The organism is Comamonas squillarum, from assembly GCF_025309455.1.
In the GTDB taxonomy this organism is placed as follows: domain Bacteria; phylum Pseudomonadota; class Gammaproteobacteria; order Burkholderiales; family Burkholderiaceae_C; genus Comamonas; species Comamonas squillarum.
The window spans coordinates 4,944,020-4,959,621 of the sequence record NZ_CP104377.1 but is presented as its reverse complement, the minus strand read 5'-3'; the positions used below and the strand labels follow the sequence as shown (position 1 = coordinate 4,959,621).

Annotated in this window: 10 protein-coding genes; 3 read left to right on the top strand and 7 right to left on the bottom strand. The window is 63.5% G+C overall.

Features of this window, described 5'->3' with window-relative positions; translation table 11 throughout:
- The first annotated feature begins 78 nt into the window (after positions 1–78).
- Together kynA and N4T19_RS22510 are read left to right on the top strand one after the other, a co-directional pair.
- Complete coding sequence (gene kynA, locus N4T19_RS22515; RefSeq protein WP_116924870.1) at positions 79–939, top strand: tryptophan 2,3-dioxygenase; 861 nt, start codon at positions 79–81, stop codon at positions 937–939.
- 307 nt (positions 940–1,246) lie between these two features.
- Complete coding sequence (locus N4T19_RS22510) at positions 1,247–2,518, top strand: MFS transporter (RefSeq protein WP_116924869.1); 1,272 nt, start codon at positions 1,247–1,249, stop codon at positions 2,516–2,518.
- Positions 2,519–2,564: 46 nt separating this feature from the next.
- Here the strand turns inward: N4T19_RS22510 and N4T19_RS22505 are convergent, their stop codons facing one another.
- The 5 genes from N4T19_RS22505 to N4T19_RS22485 form a co-directional block, all read right to left on the bottom strand.
- Complete coding sequence (locus tag N4T19_RS22505) at positions 2,565–3,773, bottom strand: FAD-dependent monooxygenase (RefSeq protein WP_116924868.1); 1,209 nt, start codon at positions 3,771–3,773, stop codon at positions 2,565–2,567.
- A 99-nt stretch (positions 3,774–3,872) separates the two neighbouring features.
- Entirely contained in the window at positions 3,873–6,731 is a 2,859-nt protein-coding gene (locus N4T19_RS22500; RefSeq protein ID WP_260719047.1) for a putative bifunctional diguanylate cyclase/phosphodiesterase, read from the bottom strand.
- Between the two features lie 157 nt (positions 6,732–6,888).
- Positions 6,889–9,813, bottom strand: a complete 2,925-nt coding sequence (locus N4T19_RS22495; RefSeq protein WP_260719046.1) for an aconitate hydratase — start codon at positions 9,811–9,813, stop codon at positions 6,889–6,891.
- Positions 9,814–10,300: 487 nt separating this feature from the next.
- Complete coding sequence (locus N4T19_RS22490; protein ID WP_021027731.1) at positions 10,301–10,588, bottom strand: H-NS histone family protein; 288 nt, start codon at positions 10,586–10,588, stop codon at positions 10,301–10,303.
- A 121-nt stretch (positions 10,589–10,709) separates the two neighbouring features.
- Positions 10,710–12,017, bottom strand: coding sequence for a hemolysin family protein (locus N4T19_RS22485; RefSeq protein ID WP_260719045.1), 1,308 nt, complete (start codon positions 12,015–12,017; stop codon positions 10,710–10,712).
- Positions 12,018–12,043: 26 nt separating this feature from the next.
- On the opposite strand from N4T19_RS22485, the gene N4T19_RS22480 reads away from it, so the two are divergent.
- On the top strand, positions 12,044–12,886 hold the full coding sequence (locus N4T19_RS22480; RefSeq protein WP_260719044.1) for a symmetrical bis(5'-nucleosyl)-tetraphosphatase: 843 nt from the start codon (positions 12,044–12,046) through the stop codon (positions 12,884–12,886).
- Between the two features lie 60 nt (positions 12,887–12,946).
- Here the strand turns inward: N4T19_RS22480 and N4T19_RS22475 are convergent, their stop codons facing one another.
- A complete protein-coding gene (locus N4T19_RS22475; protein ID WP_260719043.1) occupies positions 12,947–14,398 on the bottom strand; it encodes a DEAD/DEAH box helicase in 1,452 nt (483 codons plus the stop codon).
- Between the two features lie 185 nt (positions 14,399–14,583).
- Positions 14,584–15,462 carry a KPN_02809 family neutral zinc metallopeptidase gene (ypfJ, locus tag N4T19_RS22470; protein WP_116924863.1) on the bottom strand — a complete coding sequence of 293 codons (879 nt, stop codon included), beginning with the start codon at positions 15,460–15,462 and terminating at the stop codon, positions 14,584–14,586.
- Between the last annotated feature and the right edge of the window lie 140 nt (positions 15,463–15,602).

Below are 15,602 nucleotides of genomic sequence, written 5' to 3'. Positions count from 1 at the left end.
CACTTTAGGCCTTGCGGCCCGGTTGTGCAGTGCCATTCTTGCGCTGCAATTGACGCCGCTTGCACTGCCCCACACACCATGCGAGACACCCCCAGCAAGCCCGAATCCATTGTGCATGAAGAGCGCGCCCAGCTCGATTTCAGCAAAGACATGAGCTATGGCGACTACCTGCACCTGGACGAGATCCTCAACGCCCAGCACCCGCTGTCGCCCGCGCACGACGAGATGCTGTTCATCGTGCAGCACCAGACCAGCGAGCTGTGGATGAAGCTGATGCTCCATGAGCTGCGCGCCGCCATGCAGGCCATGGCCAATCCGGCAGACAATACCAAGCCCGAGGCCTTCAAGATGCTCGCGCGCGTCTCGCGCATCATGGAGCAGCTGGTCAATGCCTGGACCGTGCTCTCGACAATGACCCCGCCCGAGTACACGGCCATGCGCCCCTACCTGGCCAACTCCAGCGGCTTCCAAAGCGCGCAGTACCGCAGCATCGAGTTCTCGCTGGGCAACAAGAACGCCACCATGCTCAAGCCCCATGCACACCGGGCAGACCTGCTGGCCCAGGTGCAGGCGGCTTACGAGTCGCCCTCGCTCTACGACATTGCGCTGCAGCTGCTGGCCCGCGAAGGCATTGCCGTGCCGGCCGAGGCGCTGCAGCGCGACTGGACCCAGCCCTACGCCGAGAGCGAAGGGGTCCAGCAGGCCTGGATCACCGTCTACCGCGATCCGCACAAGTACTGGGATCTGTACCAGCTGGGCGAGAAGCTGACCGATATCGAGGATGCCTTCCGGCTCTGGCGCTTCCGCCACCTGACCACCGTCGAGCGCGTGATCGGCTTCAAGCGCGGCACCGGCGGCACCGGCGGCGTGAGTTACTTGAAGAAAATGCTCGACGTCGTGCTCTTCCCCGAGATCTGGACGCTGCGCACCCACCTCTGAGGCACGGCGGCCCGCCAGTCCACCCAGGGTTGCCCCAAGTGACACCGCGCCGTGCAGAGCCGGCCAGAGTCCTCTATAGTGACAGGCGCATATAACAAGCCGCGCCAGCCCCCTGCTGGCCAATGGCGCATATTAAGAGGCGCTTACATCACCCAGCAAACCGAAGGTTAGCGGTTGAGACGAGGCATCAAGCCGCAGACAGTACAAACGTACGGCAAGGCTTGAGAGCGGCGTATCAAGGGTTATGTTAGCGACTCCAATAGGACCGGCACCTTCTGGCCCTGGCTTGTTTCGCTCACTCTCAGCCATGCCGGTTCCACCTACACCCTCCCCCACCGGGCGCCCCGCGGCACCCTCGTCCACCCTGCTCTGGGCCATGCTGCTGACCTTGCTGTCGGCCTTCTCGCTGAGCCAGGCCTTCCGCACCGTCACCTCCATCATTGCCGATGGGCTGCGCACCGATTTCGGGCTGTCGGCCGAGTCGCTGGGCGCCTTTGCCGGGCTGTTCGGCCTGTCGTTTGGCGTCACGCAGCTGTTCATGGGCGTGGGCATGGACCTGTATGGCCTGCGCAAGACCGTGCTCACCGCCTTCCCGCTGGCCATTGCCGGCTCGCTGATCTCGGCGCTTGCGCCCAGCTACCACGGGCTGATGCTGGGCCAGCTGCTGATCGGCATTGGCTGCTCGCCGGCGTTTTTGGCCTGCACGATGTTCATTGCGCGCCATTTCCCGAGCGACCGCTTTGCGTTCATGTCCGGCGTCGGCATGGGCGTGGGCGGCCTGGGCCTGCTGTTTACCGGCACGCCGCTGGCCTGGCTGGTGCAGCACTACGGCTGGCGCTGGGGCTTTGGCCTGCTGGCGGTGCTCTGCGCGCTGTCCTGGATAGCGATCTTTTTGCGCGTGCACGAGCCGCACCTGCCCAGCGATGACCTGCCCAAGCCCAGCTGGCTCACCGCCGTCAAGGGTTTTGGCGGCCTGCTGCTGGTGCCGCACACCTGGGCGATCGCCATCATGGGTATGGTGGGCTATGCCTCGTTTCTGACGGTGCGCGGGCTCTGGCTCAGCCCCATGCTGATCGACCGCTATGGCTTCTCGCTGGTGGCGACTGGCAACGTGGCCCTGATCGTCTCGATGATCTCGCTGTTCACGCCCTCGGTCTTTGGCCGGCTCGATCCGGGCCCGGCCCGGCGCCGGCGCCGCATCATCGCCGGGGCGGCGGTGATGGCCTGCACCTTCTGCGCGCTGGCCTTTGTGCACCATGCGGCGGCCACCGTGGCGCTGATCATGTTCATGGGCCTGGCCTCGGGCTACTCGGTGCTGCAGTACGCCGATGTGCGCTCCTCCTACCCCAAGGAGACCACCGGCCGCGCGCTGTCGGTCTACACGATGGCGATGTTCCTGGGTGTGGCGCTGATGCAGTGGCTCTCGGGCATCGTCGCGTCGTACGCGCAGCAGCACGGCGGCGAGATCTACCAGTATGTGATGCTGTTTGTCGCGGGCATGCTGATGCTCGGCTGCCTGGCCTTCCGCTTTTTGCCGCAGTCGCCGCTGCTGGCGCAGCAGGCGTCGGCGCGCAGTTAAGGCCCCATCGGGACTTGCGCGGTTTGCGCGGCTTGGCAAGCCCGCACTACAGCACCGAGGCCGATGAACCATCGCCCCGGTACAGCCAGGGCACATCCATCAGCTTGGCGCCCAGCGCGCGTAGCGCCGTATCGCGCCCCAGGGCCACCAGGCCGCGTGCATGGAAAATCTCGCCATTGCGGATCGCCCGCGCCTGCACCCGGGCATTGCGCTGCCAGCGGTTGAGCGCATAGCGCCGCAGGCGCAGTGGCATCTCCAGGTCGTGCATGGTCAAGGCCCGCTGCAGCTCGGCTGCATCTTCAATCGCCATGCCGGCGCCCTGGGCCAGGTAGGGCCGCATCGGGTGGGCGGCATCGCCCAGCAGCGCGACCAGGCCTTGCGCCATCTCCTGGGGGCCGGTCATCGGTGCGCGATCAGCCAGCGGCCAGAGGCGCCAGGCAGCGCCTGTGGCACTGACCGCTTCCACCAGCCCCAGCAACTGGCGATGCGCACCGGCCAGGCACCGCAGCAGATCGGCGCCGTTGCCGGCATGGTCCCAGTGCTCCAGGTCATCGGGCGCGGCGCCCTCGACAATGATGACCAGGTTCTGCATGTCGCCGCCGCGCACGGGGTACTGCACTGCATGAAAGCGCGGCCCCATCCAGGCGCTGACCACGTCGGTGCGCAGGGCCGCCGGCAGATCGCTCTGGCGTACCAGTGCCCGGTAGGCCAGGTGGCCGGTGACGCGCGGGGGCGCATCATGGAGCAGGCGCAGCCGCGTGCGGCTCCAGATGCCATCGGCCCCCACCAGCGCATCGCCCTCGATCTGCTTGCCCTGCTTGGTGGTGAGGGTGACGACGCGGCCGTTGTCCTCGTGGTAGTCCACGGCGTTGTCCAGGTTGAGGTGCAGATCGGCGCTGGGCCGCACCGCATCGAGCAGCAGCTGGTGCAGGTCGGCGCGGTGGATGGTGGCGTAGGCTGCGCCATAGCGTGCCACCGCGTGTGCACCCAAGTCCAGCCGGGCCAGCTCCTGGCCGCTGATGGCATTGCGCGAGACCAGCGCCTGCGGAAAGGCTGCCACCGCCTGCAGCGGCCTTTGCAGGCCCCAGGCCTGCAGGCGCCGCACGACGTTGGGGCCCAGCTGCACACCGGCGCCCACCTCGCTGAACTGCGCAGCGCGCTCAAACAGGCGCACCTCGGTGCCCGCGCGAAGGGCGGCCAGCGCAGCAGCCAGGCCGCCGATACCGCCGCCGGCGATCAAAATCTGTTCATGCATACCGCCATTGTGCCCAGATTGCAGGGCCTGCCTTGTGCGCTAGCGCAACTGCCACGTGCCTGGCTGCAGCAGCCCACAACACTGTATCGGCCGTGGGGCTCAAGCCGGCCGGAAGCTGGCGAAGCCGTGCAGGCGCTCGAACTCGCCAATCGGCACCGGGCGGCCAAAGTGGAAGCCCTGGAAGCGCTTGCAGCCGTTGCTGACGAGGAAATCCACCTGCTCGGAGTTCTCCACGCCTTCGGCCACCACTTCGAGCTCCAGGCTGTGGGCCAGCGCCAGGATGGTGCGCACAATCACCGCGTCGCTGACGTCGCTCAGCACATCGCTGACAAAGCTGCGGTCGATCTTCAGCTGGTCGAGCGGCAGGCGCTTGAGGTAGGACAGCGACGAGTAGCCGACGCCAAAGTCATCGAGCGAGAAGCCCACGCCGCGCTCCTTGAGCTGGCGCATGCGGTTGACGGTTTCATTGACATCGCCCAGCAGCAGGTTCTCGGTCAGCTCCAGCTTCAGGCGTGCGGGGTTGGCACCCGTCTGCGCCACAATGCCCAGCACCTCGTCAACAAAGCCCTGGTTATGGAACTGCCGGGGGCTCACATTGACCGACATGGTCAGCGCCTGGGTGGAAGGGCTGGCGGCCCACAGCGCCAGCTGCTCGCAGGCGGTGCGCATCACGAAGTTGCCCAGGTCGACAATCAGCCCGGTCTGCTCGGCCAGGTCGATGAACTCGATCGGCATGACCAGGCCACGCGCCGGGTGGCGCCAGCGCACCAAGGCTTCCGCGCCCACCAGGCTGCCGCTGCCATTCATCACCGGCTGGTAGTAGACCTGCAGCTCGCCGTCATGGATGGCCTGGCGCAGATCACTTTCCAGGTTGGCACGCGCGTTGACGATGGCCTGCATCTGCGGATCAAAGAAGCGCTGCGTGTTGCGGCCGGCCGATTTCGCCTCGTACATCGCCAGGTCGGCGCGCTTGAGCAGCTCCTGCACCGTCAGCGATTCTTGGTCGCCAAACACGGTCACGCCAATGCTGGGCGTGCTGTGGTGGGACTGGCCGTCGAGCACAAAGGGCTGCTTGAACCGGGTGATCACATGCTCGACCACCGAGCGCACATGGGCTTCGGCCTGCACGCGCTCGGCGCCCAGGTTCTCGACCAGCACGACAAACTCGTCACCGCCAAAGCGCGCCACCACATCGCCGCTGCGCACGCTGGCAATCAGGCGCTTGCCCACTTCGCACAGCAGCCGGTCACCCTTTTGGTGGCCCAGCGAATCATTGAGGTCCTTGAAATTGTCCAGATCGATGAACAGCAGCGCCGCATAGGTGCCGCGCTGCTTGCAGGCGATGATCGACCATTCGAGCCGGTCCATCAGCATGCGGCGGTTGGGCAGGCCAGTGAGCACATCGAAGAACTCCAGGCGCTCGATTTCCTTGCGGGCGCGGCTGCGCTCGGCCAGATCGCGGCAGATGCACAGCAGGCCGGTGACCTCGCCATTGGCAGCACGGATGGCCGATTTGGTGATCTCGAAACGGCCCTGGTAGCCATTGTCGGCAAACTGCAAGGTCTCTTCATAGACCACCGGCGTGTTGGCATTGCGCGCACGCAGATCAGTCTCCCAATCGGAGGGCATGCGCCCTTGCAGGCCCAGGTCCGAGGTCGTGCGGCCGATGATCTGCGCGTGTGCCAGGCCCACCAGGCGCTCAAAGGCCTGGTTGCAGTGCAAAAAGCGCCCATCGGCCCCCTTGAGCACGACCAGGTCCGGGATGGCACTGACCAGCGACACCAGTTGCGACTGCTGCTCCTGCACGCGGCCGACCATCAGTTTTTGCATCGACACATCGTGCGAGAGCAGCATGAAGGCATGCGCATCGCGCCCTTGCGGGGCGACCAGGATATCGGTCTGGAAGTGGCGCAGGCCCTGGGGCGTATCCATGCTTTGCTCAAAGGCGAGCGACTGCCCCGCGCGCAAGCGTGCGAGCCAATCGGGCGCCTGGTTGCGCAGGCTCGGCGCCAGCGCTTCGGTCCAGGGCTGGTCCACCAGGCTGGGCACGCCCAGCCAGTCGAGCTGGGTGCGGTTGGCATGGACGATGGCGCCCGAGCCGTCGACCCGCACGACACCAATGGGGGCCTGCTCCAGCCACTCCTCACCTTGCAGGCGCGCAGGATGGGCCGAGGCCCAGCCCACCAGGCTGTGGCGCAGCGAGGCCATGACCAGCACCAGGGCCAGCACCGACAACGCATAGCACCAGGCCGCCTGCTCCAGCAGCATGGCCCAGTGGCTGCCCGCGCCCAGCAAGATGGCTGCTGCGCCCACGGCCAAGGCGGCCGCGAGTCTCAACACTGTCCAGCGGCCGGACTGGCCCGCAAAATGGCGGCTCTGCAGCGCAGCCCAGGCGCAGCAGGCCAGCATGCCCAGCGGCAAGACATAGCGGCGCATGCCTTCCAGATCGACCAGGCCCTGCGCCACCCCTGCCGTGACCGCCACCAAGAGCGCCAGCGCCGTGAGCACCGCGCCATTGCTTTGCAGGTGCAACCAATGGCTGGCTCGGGGCACGGCGCCCGGGCTATTGCGCCGCGCAGACGACAATAAATCTATGGAGACTATCAATAGGCATATTGATAGCAAAATATTGACCGCCAGCTCCAGCCACAAGGCCGGCCGGCTGCCGTGTTCAGACAGCCGCAGCGGCAGCGCCAGCAACACCGCAAAGCCGCCCAGCGCAACGGCACTGCAGACCCACAGCGGCCGGCCCATGAACGCACTGCCGGCCGTGCCCTGCAGCAACAGGCGCCCGCCCCAACCCAAGGTGGCAAGAGCTGCGAGCAGCAGCAGCACCTGTATCCAGGTCTGCAGCGCCCGGGCAAAGCCCACGCCCTGCGCATCGGTAGACACCAGCCCCGCCAACAGCACCCCGCCAGCGAGCAGACACCACATGATCCGCGTGTGGATCTCGTGCATGCGCCTGCCTAGCGACAAGGGGGTGTAGGGATGGGCCATAGTTGGCTAAATGTAATTAAAAGTAAACTAACGTCCATCTATTTGACCAGTAACGGTCAACAAATGCAAACGGGCCTCGTCGTAACAAGGCCCGTGTCAGTCGCGTGTAGGTCAACTCTTACAGCAATTGGCGTAAAACGAAGGGGAGTATACCGCCGTCCTTGTAGTATTCGACCTCGATAGGCGTGTCAATACGCAACACCAGCTCGGCTTCGGTAACGCTGCCATCGGCGCGCTGGATGACCAGTTTGGCCTTGCTGCGCGGCGCCAGCGACGGGTCGGGCACGATGTCGATCAGCTCGTCGCCGCGCAGGTTCAGACTCTCCCAGCTTTCACCTTGCTTGAACTGCAGCGGCAGCACGCCCATACCCACCAGATTGGCGCGGTGGATGCGCTCGAAACTGCGCGCCACCACTGCCTTGATACCCAGCAACTGGGTGCCCTTGGCCGCCCAGTCGCGGCTCGAGCCCGTGCCGTATTCCTCGCCGGCAAACACCACAGTGGGCGTGCCCGCTGCCATATAGCGCATGGCGGCATCGTAAATGAAGAGCTTGCTGCCTTGTTCGTCGCCCGGATTTTGGTAGAGCGTCAGGCCACCCTCTTCGCGCGAACCGTCCGGCTTGGCCGCCAGCATCAGGTTCTTGATGCGCACATTGGCGAAGGTGCCGCGCATCATCACCTCATGGTTACCGCGGCGCGATCCATAGCTGTTGAACTCGCTCTTCTTGACGCCGTTGGCCAGCAGCCATTGGCCGGCGGGCGAGCTGTCCTTGATCGATCCAGCGGGCGAGATATGGTCAGTGGTAATCGAATCACCAAATAAAGCCATCACTCTGGCCTTACGCACCGCATTGTCGCGCTGATCGGCACGCGGCTCGGGCGCTGCCAGCGAGAAGTCCTTGAAAAAGGGGGGCTCGGCAATATAGGTGCTCTGCGGCCAGGTATAGGTGGCGCCGGTCACGCCCTTGATCTTTTCCCAGAGTTTGCCCGGCTCGCTGCTGACCTTTTCGTAGTTGGCGCGGAAAGCCTTGCCGTTCATCGCAAATTTCATCAGCTTCTGCACCTCGTCGGTCGTCGGCCAGATATCGCCCAGGTAGACGTCGCGGCCATTCTTGCCCTGGCCCACCGGCTCGGTCATCAGGTCCTTGCGCACATTGCCGGCAATCGCATAGGCCACCACCAGCGGCGGACTGGCCAGGAAGTTGGCGCGGATATTGGGGTGGATGCGCGCCTCGAAGTTGCGGTTGCCCGACAGCACGGCCGCACAGACCAGGTCATGGTGCTGGATGGCGCTGTTGAATTCCGGCAGCAGATCGCCAGCATTGCCGATGCAGGTGGTGCAGCCATAACCGGCGATATTGAAGCCCAGTTGCTCCAGATAGGGCAGCAGACCCGACTCGGTCAAATACAAGGTCACCAGGCGCGAGCCAGGGGCCAGCGATGTCTTGATGTGCGACTGCACACGCAGGCCAGCCTTGACGGCCTTCTTGGCCAGCAAGCCCGCGGCCAGCATCACGCTGGGGTTGGAGGTGTTGGTGCAGCTGGTGATGGCGGCAATCAGCACATCGCCGTTGTGCAGGTCCACATCGCGCCCGTCGATGCGCTCGGCATGGGCATCGGCCGCATCCAGGCTGGCTTCTTCATCCACCACCGCGGGCTTGTTGGCGACCATCTCCTCGGCATTGCGCGGCGAGCCGGCCGGCAAGGGCTTGGTGGACGGCTCGGCCGTCTCGCCCGCGCCATTGATGCGCACCTTGACGGGCTGGGCCAGCTGGTCTGCAGGCAGGTTGAAGCCGTTTTGGGCCCCCGGCGCGCTGAACAGCATGTCAAACTTGGCAGCCACCTGGCCGATCTCGATACGGTCCTGGGGCCGCTTGGGGCCCGCCAGGCTGGGCGCCACCGTGCCCAGGTCCAGCCGCACGACCTGGGAATAATCAATGTCTCCCGCCCGGGGCACGCCATACAGGCCCTGGGCTTTGAAGTAGGCTTCAAAGGCGGCAATCTCGGCCTTGCTGCGGCCCGTACCTTCAAAGTAGTCCATGGTCTTGTCATCGACCGGGAAGAAGCCCATCGTGGCACCGTACTCGGGCGCCATGTTGCCGATGGTGGCGCGGTCAGGCACCGACAGGCTGCGCGTGCCCTCGCCAAAGAACTCGACAAACTTGCCCACGACCTTTTCACGGCGCAGCATCTCGGTGACGGTCAGCACCAGGTCGGTGGCGGTCACGCCTTCGCGCAGGCTGCCCGAGAGCTCAAAGCCCACCACATCGGGCGTGAGGAAGTAGACCGGCTGGCCCAGCATCGCAGCTTCGGCCTCGATGCCGCCCACGCCCCAGGCCACCACTCCCACACCATTGATCATCGTCGTGTGGCTGTCAGTGCCCACCAGCGAGTCGGGGTAGTAGACATGGTGCTTGTCCTGGTGCACGCCGCGCGCGAGGTATTCCAGATTGACCTGGTGCACGATGCCAAAGCCCGGCGGCACCACGCCAAAGGTGTCAAAGGCCTGCATGCCCCATTTCATGAACTGGTAGCGCTCGTTGTTGCGCTCGAACTCCAGCTTCATGTTCAGGTCCAGCGCGTTCTTGCTGCCGTAGTAATCGACCATGATCGAGTGGTCCACCACCAGATCGACAGGCACCAGCGGCTCGATGGCGCTGGCGTTCTTGCCCATGCGCTCGGCCGTGCTGCGCATCGCAGCCAGGTCGGCGAGCAGCGGCACGCCGGTGAAATCCTGCAGCACCACGCGTGCCACGACAAAGGGAATCTCTTCGGTGCGTTCGGCCTGCGGCTTCCAGTTGGCCAGCTGCTCCACATGCTCGGGCAGCACGCGCTGGCCATCGCAGTTGCGCAAGACCGACTCCAGCACAATGCGCAGGGACATCGGCAGGCGCTGGATATTGGGGAATTGTTTGCTCAGCTCGGGCAGCGAATAGAACTTGGCCTTGCCACCTTTGCCAGACTTCTTGGACGAAGGGATCGAGAGGGCTTGGAGGGTCGAGGCGAAGGCGTGTTGCGCTGCCTCATGATCACCTGATTTCATCGTGACTCCTGTTTTACGCGTATTAGACGGAACGCTGCAAACAGTCTACTCCCGGGCCTGGTCCTGCATATGTCATCCAAAGGCTAAGCCCTGCAATCCCAGGTGCAATCGCAGGAGTGATCGCAATGCGATTTGCGCATTCCCATTAACCATCCATACCGGACACCATGGGCATCGAAATGCGACCCACTCCGCAAACTGCCAATCCGCTGCCAGGCCTCCATAAAATCTACAAAATCGTAAAAAAAATGAATAAGCCTATAGATTAGCAAATGCAATTATAGCAAGGCACTATGAGCAATTGCATACATTTAGCATCGCTCAGATATGATGGATCGCTCAACGGATAGTTAGCAACAATCCACTCCTACAAAAATAGGAGAAATGAAGAAGAGATGTAGGAATTTTTATAAAGCTGCCCGACAAGTCGACCCCGCAACGAAAAAAAACCTGCCGAAGCAGGTTTTTTCTTTGAAGGACGCCCCACTTAAATCGCGAACTTTTCACGATCCTGGCCTTCAATCCACTTTGGCGCCTTGCCACGGCCCGTCCAGGTAGCGCCCGTTGCTGGGTCGCGGTACTTGGGAGCGACTTTAGAGCCTGCGGAAGCCGAGCGGCCACGTGCAGGAGGGAATACATCCTGTTCGGTCAGGCCGTAATCTGCCACAAGCTTGCGCACCTGGTCGACAGCGGTCTTCAGTTCGTTGCGACGAACTTCTTCACGCTGTTGTTGCAGTGCTGCCAGTTGGGCATCGATTTCCTTCAAAGTAGGCATGTTTAATATCCATTCAATTCGGTTAACGTTTGCAGTATACCTAAAAATGCAATAACCGAGTAAGTCCACACATTTTTCTATTTAAAGGAATGGTAAACCTGGATCCCCCTACCTGTAACTTTCAGTAATCGAGTGCCATCACGTCCAGCCTGGCGATTACCTTGTCGACGCGCTTGCCTTCCAGCGCCAGAACCTCAAATACCCAACCCGCGCAATAAATCTTTTCACCCAACGGCGGCAGATGGCCCGATTCGGCCATCAACATGCCAGCCAAGGTGTTATAGCGGCCCTTGTCCTCATCGGGCAACTCCTTGATTTCCAAACGCGCCTTCAATTCGGATACCGGCATCAGGCCATCAAGGTACCAGGAGCCATCGTCGTTCTGTACCGCCCAGGCCTCGCTGGCGGCCCCGGGTTTGAGCTCGCCGGTAATCGCTTCGAGCAAGTCACGCGGCGTGATGATGCCTTGCACGACCCCGTATTCATCGACAACAAAAATCATGCGGCCCGCGCGCGCGCGGAACTGCTCGAGCAGTTCAAAGCCGCTGAGCGTTTCGGGCACGTAGCTGGCCGCCAAGGCCACCTTCGCAATCGCGGTGTTGTGCGTATCGACGACGTCGAGCAGGTGCGCCACGCTGACCAGGCCCACCACGTTGTCCAGCGATTCGCGGCAGACGGGATACCAGGAATGCGCTCCCTTGCCACTGGAGGCACGCACCGCATGCAAGGCCTCGGCCACGGTCAGATTGGCATCGAGCCATTCCACATCGCCCCGGGGCACCATCATCGAGATCAGGGGGCGGTCATCCAGATGGAACACGTTCTGCACCATCTGGTGTTCGTGGTGCTCGATCACGCCAGCGTCTCGCCCTTCATCGAGGCTGGCGACGATTTCCTCTTCGGTCACCGCGCGGTCCGATTCATCCTTGATGCGCAGAAGGCGCAGCACGCCTTGTGCAGAAATGGCCAGCAGCCAGACAAAAGGCTTGGCGATGCGCGACACCCAGGTGAGCGGCAGCGCAATGAGGCGCGACGACGCCTCGGGGTACATCTGTCCAATGCGCTTGGGCACCAGCTCGCCAAACACAATGGTCATGAAGGTAATGACAATGATCACCGTGGTGGTGGCCACCACCGACGCAAACGAGGCCGGCATGCCCCAGGTGATCAGCGATTGCGCCAGCCCGTCGCTGAAAGCCGCTTCACCAAAAATGCCGTTGAGCATGCCGATCGAGGTAATACCCACCTGAATCGAGGACAGAAATTGGGTAGGATTGCTCAGCAGATCCAGCGCCGCCTTGGCGCCCTTGTCGCCACTTTCGGCCATGGCCAGCAAACGGGACTTGCGGCTGCTGGCCAGCGCCAGCTCGGACATGGCAAAGACCCCGTTGAGCAAGGTCAAAAGCGCGATCAAGAGTACGTCTAACAAAATAGTTCACAGGTAGTTCAACAAGCATGTCACTTTACTGTATCGGCGATATCCAAGGCTGCGATAGCGCTTTGGGCCGTCTGTTGGCCAAAATCGACTTCTCCCCCAGCCGCGACACGGTCTATCTGCTGGGCGACCTGGTCAACCGGGGCCCCGAATCGGCCCAGACCCTGCGCCGCTGCATAGACGCGGACGGCAGCATCCAGGCCCTTCTGGGCAACCATGACCTGCACCTGCTGGCGGCTGCCCATGGCCGGCGCAAGTTCTCCCGGCGCGACACCTTGCTGGAAGTGCTGCAGGCACCCGATGCCGCACAGCTCTTGGCATGGCTGCGCCAGCAGCCGCTGGCGCGTACGCACACAGTGGCGGGTGAACAACTGCTGATGGTGCATGCCGGCGTGCACCGCAGCTGGAATGCAGCCGACACGCTGCGTTATGCGGCCGAGGTGGAAGCGGTGCTGCGCAGCGAAGAGCTGACCAGCTTCTTGCAAGCCATGTACGGCAATATCCCTGCGCAATGGGATCCGGAGCTCACGGGCATGGAGCGTCTGCGCATGATCACCAACGTGCTCACGCGCATGCGCTTTTGCCATGCCGATGGCAGCCTGGACTTTGACAGTACCGAGAGCCTGGCCGATGCCCCCGAAGGTCTGACCGCCTGGTTTGACCTGCCCGGGCGCGCCACTGCCAACACCACCATTGCCTTTGGCCACTGGTCCACCCTGGGCGATCTGCAGCGCCCCCATCTGCTGGCGCTCGATACCGGCTGCGTCTGGGGTGGCTGCCTGAGCGCGGTGCGCTTTGGCAATACGCTGGCCGAGCGCGAGCTGATCCATGTCGATTGCGAGCAGGCCCAGCAGCCGGGATGAGCGCAACAAAAAAAGGCCTCAGCGGTTAGCTGAGGCCTTTGTCTATCGTCGTGACCGAGATTATTCAGATGCTGGCGAAGGCTTGAACAGCGCAGCGACCTTGCGGCGTGGCTTGATGCCGGGGCCACGTGCTGGCGCCGGCTTGGCGTTCGCATCCCAGGCAGCGGGCTCAGCGGCCTTGGGCTCGTACGGCTTGTCAAAGAACGGATCGCGCGAGACGGGTGCCGGGCGGTAGCGCTCACGGCGGTCCTGCGCGTCGTCCTCGCGCGGCGCGCGGCGGTCGCGGCTGCGCGAGCTGTCGCGCTCACGGCCAGCTTCACGCTCACGGCGTTCGCGGTTGCCATCGTTGAAGCGCTCGCGCTGGGGCTGCTCGTCCAGCGCAAAGTTCTCGACGTCGATCTTCTTCTTGATCAGCTTCTCGATGTCCGACACATGGCGGGCATCGGCATGGGAGACCAGCGTGACGGCCAGACCGGATGCGCCAGCACGGCCGGTGCGGCCAATGCGGTGCACATAGTCTTCGGCATTGAAGGGCACATCAAAGTTGAAGACGGCGGGCACATCCTTGATGTCCAGACCACGGGCGGCCACATCGGTGCAGACGAGCAGATCGACTTCGCCTTGCTTAAAGGCTTCGAGCGCCTTGAGGCGTTCGTCCTGGCTCTTGTCGCCGTGCAGCGCTGCGGCACGCAGGCCCTCACGCTCCAGCGTACGCGCCAGGCGCGAGCAACCCAGCTTGCTGTTGACGAACACAAAGGCCTGGCGGATCTGGCGCTCGCGCAGCACCTTGGTCAGCACACGGCGCTTGTCATCGTCAGAGGCAGCGTAGAAGCGCTGCTCGACGGTGGACGCGGTTTCGTTGGGGCGTGCAACCTCGATCGTGACCGGGTCTTGCAGGTAGCTGCCGGCCAGGCGCTTGATCTCGGGCGAGAACGTGGCCGAGAACAGCAAGGTGGTGCGCTTTTTGGGCAGGAAGGACAGGATGCGCTGCAGATCGGGCAGAAAACCGATGTCGAGCATGCGGTCGGCCTCGTCCAGCACCACGTACTCCACCTGGTTGAGCACCGCGTTCTTGGCCTCGATGTGGTCCAGCAGGCGACCGGGGGTCGCCACCAGGATTTCCACACCCTTTTTGAGCTCCAGGGTTTGCGGTTTCATGTCCATGCCGCCAAACACCACGGTGCTGCGCAGCTTGGTGTGTTTGGCGAACTGGGCAATCTGCTGGGCGACCTGGTCGGCCAGTTCACGCGTCGGCAGCAGCACCAGCGCACGCACCGGATGGCGCGCGGGCGATGCCGAGCTGTTTTCGTGCACCATCATCCGCTGGAGCAGCGGCAATGAGAAAGCAGCTGTCTTGCCCGTGCCAGTTTGTGCAGCACCCATGACGTCTTTCCCAGTCAGCACCACAGGGATGGCCTGTGCCTGAATGGGAGTCATGGATGCGTAGCCCATCTCGGAGATGGCTTTGGCCAGGGGCTCGGCCAGATGAAGGTTGGAGAAAGAATTTGTCATGTAAGCCCCCTATTGTCGCACTGCAGACAAATCGGCGCTTGGCTTAACCCTGTCTTGCCTTACGGATTCGCACGCGGCCCCTGAAAATCCTGGCTGGCCAGCGTAGAAACGGGCGCCGCCAGCCTGCAGCGGAAGGCCGCAGCGGATCGGCCCAGCCCGATTTTTAGCGGCCGGGGCCAAGTGCATCACAGGCTGCCGGCCTGGAAGGTATCGCAAGACTGGACGCTGCCGGTCTTGTAGCCCTGCGTGAACCAGCGCACGCGCTGGGCGCTGGAGCCGTGGGTGAAGCTGTCGGGGCGCACGGTGCCGGTGGCTTCGCGCTGCAGCTTGTCATCACCAATCTGCTGAGCGGCATTCACGGCCGATTCAATGTCGCCCTGCTCCAGCCAGCTCTTGGCCTGCTGGGAATGGTTGGCCCAGATGCCGGCATAGCAGTCGGCCTGCAGCTCCAGCCGCACCGACAGCGCATTTTGCTCGCGCTCGCTGATGCGGCCACGCATCGCGTCGACCTTGCCCGAGATACCCAGCAGGTTCTGTACATGGTGGCCCACCTCGTGCGCCACCACATAAGCGCGCGCAAACTCACCGGGCGCGCCCAGCTGGCGGCTCATGGTGTTGAAGAAATCCATGTCCAGGTAGACCTTCTGGTCACCGGGGCAGTAGAACGGCCCCATCGCCGACTGGCCGGTGCCGCAGGCGGTGCGCGTGACGCCGGTGAACAGCACCAGGCGAGGCGCGCGGTACTGGGCGCCACCCTTGGTGAAGATATCGCTCCAGACATCTTCAGTCGAGGCCAGCACGGTGGAGACAAACTTGGCCCCCTGGTCATTGGCCGGTGGCGCCTTGGCCGGGCCTTGCTGCGTGGGCGCGGGCGAGCCCCCCCCCGAGAGCACGCCGATGGTGGTGAGCGGGTTGATGCCAAACACCCCCCAGCCAATCAGCGCCAGCACCACGGTGCCAATGCCGATGCTGCGCCCGCCCAGGCCAAAGCCTCCGCCGCCCCCGCCACCACTGCCGCGGCGGTCTTCCACATTGCTCGATTCGCGGTTGCCTTCCCATTTCATGGTCGCTCTCCTTGCAGTGCCCTGGCACTGCCTCTGTTATTGATCCGTCTACAGTAGCGCATTTGCGGTGGCCCAGCGCGTAAGACCGGCTCCCGAGCGCGCAGAAAATGGGCCCGCAGCGCCCCCATTGAAGAAAATTT

Excerpts from the sequence above, each read along its gene's own strand:
- N4T19_RS22490 (WP_021027731.1), bottom strand. The coding sequence starts at position 10,588 with ATGCCTACTTTGAAGGAAATCGATGCCCAACTGGCAGCACTGCAACAA.
- N4T19_RS22475 (WP_260719043.1), bottom strand. The coding sequence starts at position 14,398 with ATGACAAATTCTTTCTCCAACCTTCATCTGGCCGAGCCCCTGGCCAAA.
- ypfJ (WP_116924863.1), bottom strand. The coding sequence starts at position 15,462 with ATGAAATGGGAAGGCAACCGCGAATCGAGCAATGTGGAAGACCGCCGC.
- kynA (WP_116924870.1), top strand. The coding sequence starts at position 79 with ATGCGAGACACCCCCAGCAAGCCCGAATCCATTGTGCATGAAGAGCGC.
- N4T19_RS22495 (WP_260719046.1), bottom strand. The coding sequence starts at position 9,813 with ATGAAATCAGGTGATCATGAGGCAGCGCAACACGCCTTCGCCTCGACC.
- N4T19_RS22505 (WP_116924868.1), bottom strand. The coding sequence starts at position 3,773 with ATGCATGAACAGATTTTGATCGCCGGCGGCGGTATCGGCGGCCTGGCT.
- N4T19_RS22480 (WP_260719044.1), top strand. The coding sequence starts at position 12,044 with ATGTCACTTTACTGTATCGGCGATATCCAAGGCTGCGATAGCGCTTTG.
- N4T19_RS22510 (WP_116924869.1), top strand. The coding sequence starts at position 1,247 with ATGCCGGTTCCACCTACACCCTCCCCCACCGGGCGCCCCGCGGCACCC.
- N4T19_RS22500 (WP_260719047.1), bottom strand. The coding sequence starts at position 6,731 with ATGCACGAGATCCACACGCGGATCATGTGGTGTCTGCTCGCTGGCGGG.